The organism is Paenibacillus sp. GP183 (genome assembly GCF_900104695.1).
Lineage (GTDB): Bacteria > Bacillota > Bacilli > Paenibacillales > NBRC-103111 > Paenibacillus_AI.
In genome coordinates this window covers 2,674,938-2,690,033 of the sequence record NZ_FNSW01000001.1, presented here as the reverse complement: position 1 = coordinate 2,690,033, position 15,096 = coordinate 2,674,938, and the positions used below count along the sequence as shown (strand labels likewise).

The following is a 15,096-nucleotide window of genomic DNA, read 5'->3' as shown; positions in this document are numbered from 1 at the left end:
CCATGTTTCCGGTAGTTCTGCACATGTCTGGTTCCCTGGTTACTCATCTATAATGAAGGAATCCCAATAGAGAAAAGGAATGAGAGGAATTGATGGAGCAGCCGATCGCACCAAGTTTGACTCGGGAAACCGCGCAAAGCCGCCGGACAGGAGCCTGGCGGAAGTATATCCATGGTTATTTATTTGTTTTGCCGGCAGCCGTCCTGTTCGTGTTATTCTTATGGGTTCCGATTATCAAGGGATTCGTATTCAGCTTCGAGCATATCGATTTCGTCAAAGGAAACAGCTTTGTCGGCTGGGACAATTACAAGACTGTATTCCGTGATCCGGACGTATGGCCTTCGATTAAGAACACGCTCTATTACATGGCGCTATGTGTGGCTATTGGTTTCTGGGTACCGATTTTGTTTGCCATTGCGATTTCCGAACTGAAAAGAATGCAGGGATTCGTACGCATAGCCGCCTATTTGCCGAACGTGCTTCCGGTGGTGGTGCTGTACGGATTGTGGAGATGGTTCTACGATCCGGTCGGCCCGATCAATGCGGCGCTTCAGCAGGTCGGAGCGGATCAAATTATGTTCATGACCGATACAAAATGGTCGATGATCTCGCTTGTCTTCCTAGAAACGTGGCAGCAGTTCGGTTCGGGCATGCTTATTTACTTGGCGGCCGTGCTCAGCGTGCCCAGGGATTGGTACGAAGCGGCCGAAATCGACGGAGCGGGTATTTGGCAGCGAGTCCGCTATATCACGCTGCCCTCGATCAAAAATCTGGTGCTGCTCATGCTCATCCTCCAATTGATTGCAACCTCGCAAGGGTTTCAATCGCAATTGGCGATGTTGGACGGAGGACCGCAGAACGCCACGCTGACCTACGGCCTGAAAATCGTCAAATACGCATTTACCAAGCTTGATTACGGCGTTGCTTCAGCCATGGGGGTACTCATGTTCCTGGTGCTTGGAGGCCTCGCCGTCATTCAATTCAGACTGAGCAGCCAAGGAGAGGAGAACGGACGATGAAATCAGTAACCGAACGGGGCATTCTTTCCAGGTACGATACCCGGAGAAAAGCGAATTGGATCGGATTTTTCCTGGTGCTGTGCGTAATTATTCTCATGGTATTTACCATGTTGTATCCCATTCTCTTTACCTTCTTCAACAGCTTCAAAGGTTTGGTTGAGATCAACTCGTTCCCGCCTCATTTGCTCCCGCAGGATTGGCATTGGGAAAATTTCAGGGAAGGCTGGCAGTATCTGAATCTGCCCCATTTCCTCGGGAACACCCTCGCCATATTCGCAGGGAATATGGTGGCAACAATGTTTGTGCTCGGACTTGCTTCATTTAGCATGTCGCGGCTGAGCTATCCTTACCGCAAGGCGGTTTATTTCTTTTTTCTGCTGACGTTGTTTATTCCGCCATCGACTTATATCGTGCCGAATTTCGTAAATCTGAAAGATTTGGGGCTGCTCAACACGTTCTGGGCTTTCTGGCTGCCGGCGGGGGCTAGCGCGTTCTATCTGCTCTTGCTCAAGAGCTTTTTCGACAGCCTTCACCTTGAACTGTTTGAAGCGGCCCGAATCGATGGGGCCTCGGAGTGGCGATCATTCCTTCAAATCGCGCTGCCGCTGTCCGCTCCGATTATGTCCACGCTTGCGATTTTTGTTTTTGCCTCCGCCTGGAACGATTGGTTCTGGCCTTCGCTTGTCATGCACGGCGACCCGAAGTATCCGCTGGCTACGGCAATTTACAAGAAAGTCGTCTCCGGCTCGGTCACCGGGCTGAAGCTGAATGTGAAGTTTGCCATTCTAAGCATGGTCATGCTGCCGCCGATTGCTGTGTTTCTGATTTTCCAGAGGTTTATCATCCGAGGGCTGCACTTGGGAGGGGTCAAAGGGTAGAAATGGTGAGAATCGTAAAGCTGCACATGAAGGGGATAGAAATGTACATCGCCTTCCGGAATTAGCATCACTTATGATGTAAATGAATCAAAAACACATACGTTAAGGGGAGATAACATGCACAAGAAGAAGTTTTCCACCATTTTGGTTTGTCTGACGATGATGAGCTCCATACTGGCTGCCTGCGGCGGCGGATCGGGCAACGGCGCGGCGTCTTCATCGCCATCCGCAAGTCCGAGCTCTTCTGCGCCCGCGAACGCATCCGCGGAGAAAGTAACGATCCGCATTTATTACCCGACGGCGGACAAGAAGGAGCTTCGTGCGCTGGAAGATGATAAGATCAAGCGTTTTCAGGCGAAGTATCCGAACGTAACCGTCAAACCGGACGATTGGCAGTACAACCCAAGCGAAATCGGCATCAAAATGGCGGCAAACGAAGCCCCGACCTTCTTCAATACGTGGGCAACGGAAGCCAAATTTCTAATAGAAAAGGGCTGGGCGGCCGATATTACCGATCTGTGGAACAAATACCAGTACAAGGATCAAATCAATCCGGTTTTTCAAAATCAATTTATGATTAACGGCAAGGTATTTGGCGTCACACAAAAAGGCTATGTGACCACTACGCTCGTGAACAAAAAGTTGCTTGACGCCAAAGGCGTGCCGGTGCCTTCCTATGACTGGACGTGGGACGACATGCTGAATACAGCCAAGGCGGCTGCTGATCCGAAGAAAGGGATTTCCGGCATTGCCCCGATGGGCAAGGGCAACGAAGCCGGCTGGAACTGGACCAACTTCCTGTTCGAGGCGGGAGGCGAAATCCAATCGGTTAGCGGCGGCAAAGTGACAGCAGCATTCAATTCCGATGCTGGCGTGAAGGCACTTAATTTCTACAATAGACTCCGCTGGGAAGCGAATGCAATTCCGCAGGACTGGGCACTCGGCTGGGGAGACGCCACCGGCGCATTCGCACAAGGCCGCACGGCGATGGTGGTCGCCGGAGCCGAAGGTCCGTTGCAGCAGGCGCTTCAAGCTGGGATGAAGCCGGAAGATGTGCTCGTTTACCCGATGCCAGCGGCAACAAAAGGCGGCAAGCATACCGGTGTTCTCGGCGGAGACTATCTCGTCGTCAATCCGAAGGCGACCAAAGCCGAGCAGGAAGCGGCGTTCAACTACATTACCTTCGATTACTTCTCCGATTCTTATCTGCAATCGTTAGAGAAGAACATCCAGGATTTCAAAGCGAAAGGCCAATACTTCGTACCGCCGCATATGGATTACTACAAGCCGGATTCCGAATATGGTAAGAAAGTGCAGGTCGTTCTGGATAAGTACGATAACGTATACAAATACAACAGCGATTCCAACAAGCTGCTGGATGGCAAGGCGGAAGCCCAGTACAGCACGCAGGATTATTACGGTGAGATGACGACGGCCATTCAGTCGATCTTCTCCAAAAAGGACAGCAATTCGAAAGATTTGCTGGATAAGGCTGCGAAAAAGATGCAGACGGAGTTTTACGACAAGATCAAGCTGCAATAAAATGAAGTAGGGGCTGTCCCAAAATAACAAAACAAGGAGCAGATCTGCCGCGGCAGCTGCTCCTTGTTAAGCACTGACGTAAATCAAGGGAGGGAAATGGCTTGAAATCCATTCTTTTAACGGGCACGGATGTTGGAAAACCGGCACAGCAGGGAGCTGTTGAGCAGCATGCAAACGGATATCAGATTACGGCGGGCGGTGCCGATATTTGGGGTACGTCCGACGAGTTTCATTTTGCTTTTTCGCGGCACACTGGGGATTTTGATCTTACGGTACGCCTCGAAGCTTTAAGCATTGCGGATTTGTATACGAAAGCGGGAATTATGGGGCGTGAATCGCTGGATGCCGACAGTCCCCATGTGTACTTTATGGTCTTCCCCGATAATAGCCCGAGAAATAAAAATAATGGAGGGTACGAATTCCAATATCGCGAGGTGAAAGGCGGGGAAAGCGCGGCGATTTATCCTCCTGATTACACATCGATGCCCCCGGAATTCCCGGTTAGTTATCCGCAAACATGGCTGCGGCTTGAGCGCAAGGGAAACCAGTTTCGAGCTTGGTATAGCGCTGAAGGCTGTGATTGGAGGTTGTTTGCGGAGAAGGCATTAGAATTGAGTCATTCTATTTTCTTGGGTTTTGCGGTTACGTCTCATAACGAAAATGAAACGGTAACGGCCCAATTTATGGACATTACCTTAAATTAAGCTCGTCTCACAGTTTGAAAAAGGAGATGAATTCCCGAATGGAGAAAATAAATTTCGGTATTATCGGTCATGGTTGGAGGGCCGATTTCTACCTTCGGATCGCAAGAGAGCTGCCCGAACGTTTTCAGGTGAGTCGGATGCTCGTTCGGCGGGAAGAAACGGCATTGAAGTTGAGTGCCGAATGGGGGGTCGAGGCGTTCCTTGATCTGGATTCATTCTTGGCAGACTCGAAAATGTCTTTCGTAATCGTGTCCGTCCCTTGGGAGGTCTGTCCGGTATATATACGCGAGCTTGCCGAGAGAGGAGTACCCGTTCTAGCGGAGACGCCTCCGGCGCCGGATCTTGACGGACTAACTCGATTGTTCGAAGCCGTTGGAGGCGACGCAAAGGTTCAGGTGGCGGAACAGTACCTATACCAACCCATGCATGCGGCGCGCATCGAGCTTGCCCGGACCGGCAGACTGGGAGCCATCTCGCACGTTCAAGTGTCCGTGGCACACGGTTACCATGGAATCAGCTTGATCCGCCAGCTATTGAACATCGGCTTCGAAAATGCCGAGATCTCCGGCCAACAATTCCTCTCCTCGATCGTCGGGGGGCCGGGCAGGGATGGTATTCCTCAGGAGGAGGAAATCCAGGAGACCGTGCAGAACATTGCCATGCTGAGGTTCGGGGATAAGCTGGCCGTGCTCGATTTCACCGGGGAACAGTACTTCTCCTGGATCCGCAGCAACCGCGTATTGGTTCGAGGTACCCATGGCGAGATTTCCGGAGAAGATGTTGCTTGGCTGCAGGATTTCCGGACTCCTATCTTGGCCAAGCTTCGTAAAATTGGCCAAGAACATGAGAGCAATCTTCTTGGTTATCATTACAGCGGCATTCTACTCGGGGCGGAATGGATTTATCATAATCCGTTCATACCGGGAAGATTAACGGATGACGAGGTCGCGATTGCGACATCCTTATGCAATATGAGCGAATATGTTCAAGGCGGCCCTTCCTTTTACAGCCTGGCGGAAGCCTCTCAGGATCATTACCTGGGTATGCTGATACAGCAGGCCATAACCGAGGGGATTACGGTGAGGTCTGAAAAACAAGTTTGGTCATCCTAGCTTCACGAAAATCCATTCGTAATTGGACGTTTCTAAGAGGGGGCGTCTAGCCCCCTCAGGCTGTCGAGAAAGTCTCGATAGTCTTTTTTTCGTCCATATTACTAGTGGCAGCTCAAGCAGGCTGGTACGGTCAAGGCGCACGATGAGCCGCAGGCGCGCGGAAAAATAATTATTCAAGTCAAATAATCCGCTTCCGGAACCACACCCCGGCAAAAAATCCCGGGGCGTGGTCCTTTCTTTTCCCTCCCCATCTGTGCCATCATGAATATGGGGGCGATTAACATGTTTAATGACTTTAAGCTCACGGATGACCGACCGGTCTATATCCAGGTGAAAGATTACTTGAAACGTCTGATTATAAAAGGATCCCTGCAAGCCGATCAGAAGCTTCCCTCCACCCGCGAGCTCGGCTTGCTTCTCGCCGTCAGCCGCAACACCGTTATTTCCGCCTACGCCGAGCTGGAGGGGGACGGCTTCGTCTATGCGATTCAGGGGAAAGGCAGCTATATTGTTGCAGCTTCCGCCCCCCCAGCCGCAGCCGCCTCATCTTGCGAAATCGATTGGCAATCGCGTATAAACGGATATGCGCGACAAGCAGTAGAGCTAGACCGGATGAAACGTGGCATTCGCGCAGATAAAAGCGTCATTTCCTTTACCAGCATTTCGCCCGACGAGAACTTGTTCGATCTGGACAATGTAAAGCGCGCTTTTCTAGACCGAATAGCAAAGGAGGGGGGCGTACTGCTGAATTACGGCTACGCGAAAGGTTATAAGCCGCTTATCGATTATTTGCTGAAATATATGGAGCAAAAGGGCGTCGATCTGAGCGGGAAAGATATGCTGATAACGAACGGCTTCACGGAAGCATTCGATATCGTTATGTCCGCCCTTCGCAGGAAAGACGGTGGATCGGTCATTTGCGAAAACCCGACCCATTACACCGCCATCAAAAACTTGAGACTGAACGGTTTCGACATTACCGGCATTCCGATGGAGCGTGACGGCATCAATCTGACCGAGCTAGAACGCGCATTGACGGAACGGGCTTACGATTGTGCATATTTTATCCCGTCCTACCACAATCCTACTGGCATCGTAACGTCCCCTGAGAAAAGACTGGCGATCATGCAGCTCATGGCCCGTCACCGCATCCCGGTCATCGAAGACGGCTTCAACGAGGAACTGCGTTATTCGGGTTCGCATGTTTCCCCTTTAATCGCAACGGCCGGACAAGGCAATGGAGTTATTTATATCGGCAGCTTCTCCAAAGTGCTCTTCCCTGGCATCCGAGTTGGCTGGGTGCTGGCGGACAGCCGGCTGATCGATTGCTTGGAAAGCATCAAACGGGCCCGCAGCATTCACACCTCGACGCTTGATCAATCGGTGCTCTTTCAATATCTTTATAACGGCAATCTGGAGAAATATTTGAAAAAAGCCCGTACTCATTATAAACGAAAATACGAGTGGACGAAGCATTGCTGCGAAATGCACCTCCCTTATAAAAGACTGTCGGGAGACGGAGGCCTGCATCTGTTTGTCGAATTCGATGAGTGTTTCGATACGACGGCACTGCTTAACGAGTGTTCCGGCCAAGGGGTCATTTTTACGCCTGGGGATATGTTTTACACAGACGGTGGAGGAAGGCATACGATGCGGCTCGGATTCTCGAGAGTGCCGGATGATGATATCGGCAAAGGTCTTGAAATTATCGGTCAGACGGCCAAACAACAAATGAGATAACGAGGTGCGGACATGAAAGTTGGCGTCATTATGGGAGGCGTATCGTCGGAACGCGAAGTGTATTTACTAATAGGCAGGCAAATAATCGCCCAACTTGTCCGAAGAGTGTACGAACCTGTTTCGATCGTTTGGGGGATATTGTAATGAACAAACCGACAAGCGGCTTGATCAATGGTTTCCTGGGTGTACTCATCTTCAGCGGCTCGCTACCCGCAACACGCGTGGCTGTGGTGGATTTTGATCCGTTGTTCCTCACCGTATGCCGCGCCGCAATCGCTGGCGTGCTTGCAGGAGCGCTTCTCCTCGTCTTCCGGCAACACAGGCCTGTTCGAAGCGACATAGTTCCGCTATTGGTGGTAGCACTCGGCGTGGTAGTGGGTTTCCCACTGCTGACAGCCTTGGCGCTTCAGTATGTCACATCCGCGCATGCCATTATCTTCATTGGACTTCTGCCGCTTGCGACGGCGATCTTCGGCGTACTGCGCGGCGGTGAACGCCCCCGACCAACCTTTTGGATCTTCTCAGCTTTAGGCAGCTCCCTTGTGGCAGGATTCGCCCTAACCCAGGGGTTTACATCTTCGCCGGTCGGCGATGCGTTCATGCTGGCTGCTATCATCGTGTGCGGTCTCGGTTACGCTGAAGGGGCGCGGCTCTCACGGAGGCTAGGGGGCTGGCAGGTGATCTCCTGGGCGCTCGTTCTGTCGCTTCCCGTTATGTTACTGCTCTCGTTTTATTACATGCCGGTCTCGTGGGCGGGTATCGGTCGTTCCGCTCTCTTCAGCCTTGCTTATGTCTCCCTGTTCAGCATGCTCATCGGCTTTGTATTCTGGTATCGTGGTCTTGCCCAGGGCGGCATAGTGGCGGTCGGACAGTTACAACTCCTCCAGCCTTTCCTTGGCCTGCTGCTTGCGTCTCTCGTTCTGCACGAGCCAGTCGGTTGGCCAATCGTCGCAGTGAATATCGCTGTCGTACTGTGCGTGATGATCGCGCGGCGGTTCACAGTAAAAAAGTTTCCACCGTCAACTCCGATCTCGCAGTGAAAGGACTGCCAAAAAGCAGTCCTTCGTTCCACCAATTAACGAACATTTTATTGTAACGCGGGTAATGGGATTGAATTAAGGGACGGGTACGATAGTTCAACACCAAAACGGCTGCCACGGGGCAGCCGTCATTGCGCTAAACCAGCTAATAGTTTGTCAAGTTTTTTCAATAAATAAGAGTGATTTTCATGTTATACTAAAAAATGAGCATGCCAAACAACCCTCCAATATTTGAAATGGAAGGTATTTCATGTATTGGGTAATATATCAATTAAGTTAACTCGAGAAAATTCTCTTTTCGTTTAAGCATGGCAAAGATCCAATGAAGCATCTTGTTCACACAGGCGATCATCGCTACTTTGTGAGGCTTTCCTTCAGCCATTTTCTTGTCGTAAAAGGCTTTAATCTTCTTACTGATTAAAATTGGATTAAATAATAATTTGAATGAGGGTTTCTTTGAGAAAAACGTCCCGTTCAGCTAAACCAGCTAACATTTTGTCAACATTTTTCTCTTAAATTAAGTAGACAAAGGCATTATACTGAAAATGAGCACGCTAAAGAACCTTCCTTATGAACGTTGGAAGGATTTGGATAATAACCATGGTATCTAAGCGAAGTCGTGGAAGGATTCTCGCTTAACTAAAAGGGCATAGATCCAGTAAAGGAGCTTGTTTATACAAGCAGTCAAGGCAACGCGATAGGGTTTTCCTTCTTATGCGGATTTCGTACGATAAGGGATGCGCGGCGGCAACTTTTAACTAAAACATACGCTAATACATTTTCTGGAATCAATCTTCCTGATTTTATTACTCTAAGGAACCAGCGAAGATGATATCATCCGCAAAGTAGTTTCCAGCGGTTTCCATCGTTTGCCACTGGTGTCACGGACGCTGGTATATGAGGGACAAAATTTTATGCAGTACAAGATCAATTGTGTTGCGTCAATCCAATCATCCACAGGTGTTTTAGCCCTCTAACGCAACACAACTTAGTCGTTCGTGCTCGGATCACAATGCAACAGGCCACGTATCCTTTGTATCAAAAAGCAAAATAACCGCTTTTCTCAACAATCTGAGAGGGCTTTTCGCCCCCTCGTGATCACCAGACAATTCCAAGACGAATGTTTCATCGCAACAATCGCAACCCATTCAGGATGACGAGAATCGTACTCCCTTCATGACCTACTACCCCAAGAGGCAAAGGAATACCTTTGATAAAGTTGCTCAATATGAGCGAGATAATCACAGTGATCGCAAATATCATGTTTTGTTGAACAATCGATTTCATTCTTCGTCCGATGAGGATCGCGTCCTTTATTCGTTCGAGATCATCATTCATAAGGACTAGATCAGCCGTTTCGAGAGCGGCATCGCTGCCCGCAACCCCCATCGCAATACCCACGGTCGCTGTGGCAAGTGCAGGGGCGTCGTTGACTCCATCTCCCACCATCGCAATAGTTCCGTATTCCTCTTTTAATTTCTTGACGATATGCAACTTTTCATCCGGCAGCAATTCCGAAAACACCAGATCAATGCCCGTTTCCTGCGCGATCGCTTTTGCCGTCTCCTTTTGATCCCCGGTTAACATGGCAACCTTGATGCCCAATTCATGCAGTTGTTGAATGGCGCGCTTCGTTTGATCTCTGATTCGATCCTGTAAAGCGAAGATACCCGCTATCCCATGGGAATTCTGAACCATAACCACCGTTTTACCCTGGGCCTCTAGTTCATGAACCCGTTGTGTCACTTCAGCATTGATAACTGATTCCTCCATCAACCTCGGTTTTCCGATCCTCCACGTTTCCCCGCGATAGGTCGCTTGAATTCCCCATCCCGTTAAAGATTGAAAGTCGGTTGGATGCTCTACATGGATTTGCTGATCAATTGCTTTTTCGACAATAGCTTTCGCTATCGGATGCGTAGACAAGCTCTCCAACGAGGCGACAGCTTGAAGAATTTCGGTCTCCGTGTAGGATTGCAATGGGACAATATCGGTAACGAATAGTTTGCCTTGGGTTAAGGTGCCCGTTTTATCAAACGCGATGACTTTCACTCGGGATAAGTTCTCCAAATGAGCTCCACCTTTCAAAAGTAGACCTTTTCGTGCACTATTCGAGATCGCCGAAAGCATGGCAGGCATGATAGAAGCGACCAGAGCACATGGAGAGGCAACCACTAAAAATACCATAGCCCGATACAGGGTATCACTCCAATTCCAATGAAAAAGGTAATGAGGTACTACCATCATTATCAATGTGACGAGTATTATCACCTTCGCGTAAATACGTTCAAAGCGCTCTACAAATAACTGTGACTTAGGCATTTCGTGTTGAGCCTCTTGTACCAGCTTGATGATCTTGGAAAACAAAGTCGACTCCATGCTCTGCGTAACTTCAACGAACAACGCCCCTTGACCGTTTAGCGTACCGGCAAATACTTCATCACCGATCCCTTTATCCACCGGCATTGATTCGCCGGTAATGGAAGCCTGATTCACCGAAGAAGTTCCTTCTGTTACCATACCATCTGCCGGGATTCGTTCTCCTGGTTTGACAATGATGATATCACCGATTCGGAGTTCTTCAATAGGCACTACCGTTTCTTGACCATTGCGGTATAAAATTCCCGTTTCAGGCTTTAAATCCATCAATTTCGAAATATCCCTGGAACTCCGTGCAGTCGCATACGTCTCCAAGGCTCCACTTGTAGCGAAAATAAAAATTAATACGGCCCCTTCCGCCCAATACCCAATGCACGCAGCTCCTATTGTAGCCACAATCATAAGGAGATTTACATCCAGATCACGTTCCTTGAGTAACGTTTCAACGCCTTCCTTTGCTTTCACAAATCCACCTACGATAAATGCCAAAAGATAAAGACAAATGGACAAGATCGAAGAGAAATGTTGAAGCGCCCAAGCTATGACGATCAGCACGCCACTGGCGCCTGCTGCGGTTCCTTCCCCATGACGTAATAACCACGATTTCGCGTTAGGCCGTTTTGCCCGGCTTTCAGCCTTACCGACTTGTCTTTGCACACCTATGGATTCCATGGTTCTTAACTCTCCTTTTTACTGAGAATGAAAATCATTTTTAGTATCCTTAAAATGGTGCATGCTGTTCCTGAATTCAGGAACAGCATGCCATTGAGAATGATTATTAATTTTGGTCAAGGATAACTAAGTTGATTGAGGGAAACTTTATAATAATAAATATAATATAATAATTATTACATGTAAAGCTTAATTTAGTCGAATCCTTGTTTTATGTCAAATGATGGCTTAATTTGGGGTCTGTGTAGTAATGGAACAGAAAACCGGAATAAGAATTAGGGAATTCTATAAGAAAAACCCACCGCGGGGGATCCTTTTGTTTTATAAATGAGATATATGTACAGCTTTTGTACATGTTTCTCCAGTTGTAACGCATAGGATGAATAAAGAAACTCTGCTCGTTTGTCCCTTGTGAGTGAACGCAGTGTATACAATGATTAAAGTATTTCTGCTTAATCTCATCAATGACATCGATAACGGTCTTATCTTGGCATCTTTACTTAAACGTTTCGTTCTTGATAGAACAAGATATGTTGCATTTGCTTTTTATGCAGCTCTTATTCTGACATTTACTCGAACATGTTACATTTTCATTGAAAAAAATGTTGCGGAATTGCCCGGACTTCGTCTAGTATCAGGGATAATACTACTTTGGATTTCAGTAAAAATGGCAATGTCATGGCCTGACTCACCATTATCGCCTTTAGTTAAGAACTTCAGAACAATTACGGCAACATTCAAAAAAGAGCCCCGAGATAGTCCTGTAAAGCACTTCGTAGGATCAATAATACATCTCTTTGTTTTACTTATAGCAACTGACTTCGCGATATGTTTGGATACGGTCATTATGACCGCTGAACTCTCCAATAATGCCGTAGAAATTGTTTTGGGAATTTTCTTTAGCTTGTTCATCGTTTTGTTGTTTTTCCGCCCGTTAATAACGATTTTTTCATATCGCTCCATGGATAAAAATTATAATTGCCAGTTTTTTGACACAGGTTGCTGTCATGGGGATGTTTCACGACCCCTTAGTGACCCATGTTAATGGATTTCACATTTCTGAAAAAGATATTGACAAATCAATATTGCAGAAGTATGCTTTCACTGTAATTAAATTTTCTCGTTAGGTGAGGCTCCTATACAAACACAGGCCACTGCCCGGAAATATCGAAAGATGCCAATGGGTAGAACAGGAACTGCCGGATTAAGGCTTTTCATAAGGTGGCTGAGGGATTGATCTCTACGTTGTATAGTGCCAAAACTCAACATGGGGGAGATGGATATTTTTTTGCGTGAATTTTACGTATGAAGATCCTAGCCCCTGAGACAATCAGGGGCTTTTTGCTTTATATCTACATCCTTCATTTTGTTACTCAGATAACAAATTGGGTGCACTAAATTTTGAATCTGGCATACTTTAAATCAAAGCTAAATACAAGCTGTCTTCGTTAGGCGAGGCTTCTATGCAAACAAAGGCCATTGCCCGGAAACGTCGAAAGACGCCAATGGGTAGAACAGGTATTGCCGGATTAAGGCTTTACTTAACATGGCTGGATGAATATCCTACGTTGCTTAGTGCCAAAGCTCAACCAGGGGGGATCAGCGGTCTTATTTGTGTGCGTTTTAACATGTACATAGACCCGAACCTCCTGTGGTATTCAAGCAGGGGGTTTTTATTTTGAAAGGTGGTGGTGGTATGGACGGGTACCCATGTAGGTTACTTCAAACACTCAAAAACAATGATGTTAGGAGGAGATTCTCATGGCAAAAGCTAAAATCATTCAATTTCCCGGTTGCACACCATCACCTGAAGTTACATTTGTAGATACTCAAAAAACAAACAGCTTGTCTTCTGGAAAACGAGTTACCCTTTGGGACGACATGATGAAAATTTTTTCCTATATGCTGCAAATTGTTTACCTTACTTGTGTTTTTTTACACAGGTAGTCAAGACTTATGAACCTACATGGAGGTGATAGGCATGGACCCAGTTCCCAGTAGTCTTATGGACAGTAGTCATTATCCGTTATTGCTAGTAACAGAAATTCGATATATCAAGCGATGCAAGGAGAACGAACAAATTCCCATTGCCCTCGGTGGTTTCGCATGCCCTTCTGCGTATTTATGCGCACTTTTCAAAAGGAGTGCGCCTATGTAAACCCAGAGATCCACAATGTCAAATTTGTCATGAAGACTCCCTGTTCATCAGCGGAGTTTTTTTTATGTGCATGTTTAGATTCTATAGAGGGGGTGGTGGGTATGGAGCCCGAGCCTGATAGTCGAATGTCTAATAAGTGGCATCAAAATTACACAGCCACCAAAACTCGAAACAACAAGTAAGTCCAAGCATTTCATAACGAGGAGGTAAAGAAACATGGATCAGCAAACTTTGAATTCGAAATCAGCAGTACTCGATAGCGCTCATCTTGGGGATATCAATGGCGCTTTAGGAACGGTGAAACAAGATGATCACGCCCCCCGTAAAACTTGGGGAGCTATACTTCGCACGCTGCTGGCTATTATGGGGCCGGGTCTGATTGTGATGGTCGGAGATAATGACGCAGGCGGAATAGCGACTTATGCACAGGCAGGCCAAAATTATGGCACCAGCTTGCTTTGGGTACTCCTGCTTCTTCTTCCGGTGCTCATTGTGAACCAGGAGATGGTTGTACGGCTTGGACTGGTAACCGGTGTTGGACACGCCAAACTGATTTTTGAACGTTTCGGGAAGTTTTGGGGAGCGTTTTCGGTGGGGGACCTGATCGTTGTGAATTTTATGACTCTCGTCACTGAATTTATCGGTATTGATTTGTCGATGAAATATTTCGGCATCTCCACGTACCTATCCGTTCCGCTTTCAGCACTCTTGCTCATTGCCATCACCATCACCGGTAGTTTCAAGAGATGGGAAGCATTTTTGTATATTTTTGTGATTACGAACTTTTTAGCCATTCCACTTGCTTTTCTAAGCCACCCGAAAGCGGGACCGATACTGCATGACCTATTTATACCTGGAGTTCAAGGTGGCTTGAATTCCAATGTCCTCTTGCTGATCATTGCCATGGTGGGGACGACGGTTGCTCCTTGGCAGCTATTTTTCCAGCAATCTAACGTTATCGATAAACGATTGACCCCTCGCTGGATGAAGTATGCAAGGGCGGATACGATTATCGGGGCTTTTGTGGTTATCATTGGCGCGATAGCTTTAATCGCTGCTTCGGCGTTTGCATTTAACGGCACAGATCTGGTCGGAAAGTTTAATGATGCAGGTACCGCCGCTGCCGGAATAGCCCAAATGATAGGACCAGCATCAGGCTCCATTTTTGCGATCATTCTACTCAACGCTTCGCTCATTGGCGCAGCGGCTGTAACTCTTGCGTCATCTTATGCTTTTGGCGACGTATTTGGCGTTAAACATTCCTTGCATCGCAAATGGAAGGATGCGAAGGGATTCTATCTCAGCTTCATCCTATCTATCGTGCTCGCCGCAGGCATTGTCATGATTCCGAATGCGCCTCTCGGCATAATTACAAGTGCTGTACAAGCGCTTGCCGGTATCGTGCTTCCTAGCGCTATCGTTTTCCTGCTGCTGCTGTGCAACGACAAAGCCGTGCTCGGTCCCTGGGTGAATAAACCCTGGCTTAATGTGGTAGGTGCCATTATCGTCGGCGTTCTGGTCGTCCTTTCTTTAATTCTGGCGTCCACAACCCTGTTTCCAGACTTGAATGTCAGTCTTCTAACGATGGTATTGTTTGGTATTCTGATCGCTGCACTGGCGATTATCGGAATATCTCAGCTACTTCGCCGTGGGAAAGCAGCTGCACAACCTGTGGAAAAATTGGACCCTGATACCTGGCGGATGGCACCGCTGAGCGAGCTGCCGAAGCCGGTATCTTCGAAAGTTCGTAAGATTGGTATGGTCACTTTGCGTGTGTATTTGTTAATCGCGATCATTCTATTGATTGTGAAGGCTGTACAACTGGCTTTGGGACAATGATGAAATCAGATTA

General features: G+C 47.7%; 11 protein-coding genes, 2 pseudogenes and 2 riboswitches. Of the genes and pseudogenes, 11 read left to right on the top strand and 2 right to left on the bottom strand.

Annotation, left to right across the window (positions count from 1 at the left end):
• Nucleotides 1-92 precede the first annotated feature (92 nt).
• From BLV33_RS13230 to BLV33_RS13200, 8 genes and pseudogenes are all read left to right on the top strand, one after another.
• Nucleotides 93-1,019 carry a carbohydrate ABC transporter permease gene (locus BLV33_RS13230; protein ID WP_090792108.1) on the top strand — a complete coding sequence of 309 codons (927 nt, stop codon included), beginning with the start codon at nt 93-95 and terminating at the stop codon, nt 1,017-1,019.
• Nucleotides 1,016-1,897 (top strand): carbohydrate ABC transporter permease, encoded by an 882-nt coding sequence (locus tag BLV33_RS13225; protein ID WP_090792106.1) that lies wholly within the window; start codon nt 1,016-1,018, stop codon nt 1,895-1,897. The genes BLV33_RS13230 and BLV33_RS13225 overlap by 4 nt, the downstream gene beginning before the upstream one ends.
• A gap of 117 nt (nt 1,898-2,014) precedes the next feature.
• Nucleotides 2,015-3,439 (top strand): ABC transporter substrate-binding protein, encoded by a 1,425-nt coding sequence (locus BLV33_RS13220; protein WP_090792104.1) that lies wholly within the window; start codon nt 2,015-2,017, stop codon nt 3,437-3,439.
• Nucleotides 3,440-3,540: 101 nt separating this feature from the next.
• Nucleotides 3,541-4,143, top strand: coding sequence for a DUF1349 domain-containing protein (locus tag BLV33_RS13215; RefSeq protein WP_090792101.1), 603 nt, complete (start codon nt 3,541-3,543; stop codon nt 4,141-4,143).
• Between the two features lie 38 nt (nt 4,144-4,181).
• A complete protein-coding gene (locus tag BLV33_RS13210) occupies nt 4,182-5,255 on the top strand; it encodes a Gfo/Idh/MocA family protein (RefSeq protein ID WP_090792097.1) in 1,074 nt (357 codons plus the stop codon).
• Nucleotides 5,256-5,537: 282 nt separating this feature from the next.
• Nucleotides 5,538-6,995, top strand: coding sequence for an aminotransferase-like domain-containing protein (locus tag BLV33_RS13205; protein WP_090792094.1), 1,458 nt, complete (start codon nt 5,538-5,540; stop codon nt 6,993-6,995).
• Between the two features lie 12 nt (nt 6,996-7,007).
• A pseudogene (locus BLV33_RS30030) lies at nt 7,008-7,121 on the top strand (D-alanine--D-alanine ligase); the annotation flags it as partial.
• A 17-nt stretch (nt 7,122-7,138) separates the two neighbouring features.
• Nucleotides 7,139-8,035 (top strand): DMT family transporter, encoded by an 897-nt coding sequence (locus tag BLV33_RS13200; RefSeq protein WP_090792091.1) that lies wholly within the window; start codon nt 7,139-7,141, stop codon nt 8,033-8,035.
• Between the two features lie 271 nt (nt 8,036-8,306).
• Here BLV33_RS13200 and BLV33_RS30025 read toward each other — a convergent pair.
• Nucleotides 8,307-8,447, bottom strand: a pseudogene (locus tag BLV33_RS30025) (IS110 family transposase); the annotation flags it as partial.
• Between the two features lie 713 nt (nt 8,448-9,160).
• Nucleotides 9,161-11,086, bottom strand: a complete 1,926-nt coding sequence (locus tag BLV33_RS13195) for a heavy metal translocating P-type ATPase (protein WP_090792088.1) — start codon at nt 11,084-11,086, stop codon at nt 9,161-9,163.
• A gap of 433 nt (nt 11,087-11,519) precedes the next feature.
• On the opposite strand from BLV33_RS13195, the gene BLV33_RS13190 reads away from it, so the two are divergent.
• The 3 genes from BLV33_RS13190 (at nt 11,520) to BLV33_RS13180 (ending at nt 15,083) form a co-directional block, all read left to right on the top strand.
• The gene (locus BLV33_RS13190; RefSeq protein ID WP_139305737.1) at nt 11,520-12,131 is read left to right on the top strand and encodes a TerC family protein; all 612 of its coding nucleotides are present in this window, start codon (nt 11,520-11,522) and stop codon (nt 12,129-12,131) included.
• Between the two features lie 67 nt (nt 12,132-12,198).
• A riboswitch (M-box (ykoK) riboswitch) is annotated at nt 12,199-12,367 on the top strand.
• 156 nt (nt 12,368-12,523) lie between these two features.
• Nucleotides 12,524-12,690, top strand: a riboswitch (M-box (ykoK) riboswitch).
• Nucleotides 12,691-12,847: 157 nt separating this feature from the next.
• Nucleotides 12,848-13,033 carry a hypothetical protein gene (locus BLV33_RS13185; RefSeq protein ID WP_090792081.1) on the top strand — a complete coding sequence of 62 codons (186 nt, stop codon included), beginning with the start codon at nt 12,848-12,850 and terminating at the stop codon, nt 13,031-13,033.
• A gap of 427 nt (nt 13,034-13,460) precedes the next feature.
• Nucleotides 13,461-15,083 (top strand): Nramp family divalent metal transporter, encoded by a 1,623-nt coding sequence (locus BLV33_RS13180; RefSeq protein WP_090792078.1) that lies wholly within the window; start codon nt 13,461-13,463, stop codon nt 15,081-15,083.
• The last annotated feature ends 13 nt before the right edge of the window (nt 15,084-15,096 follow it).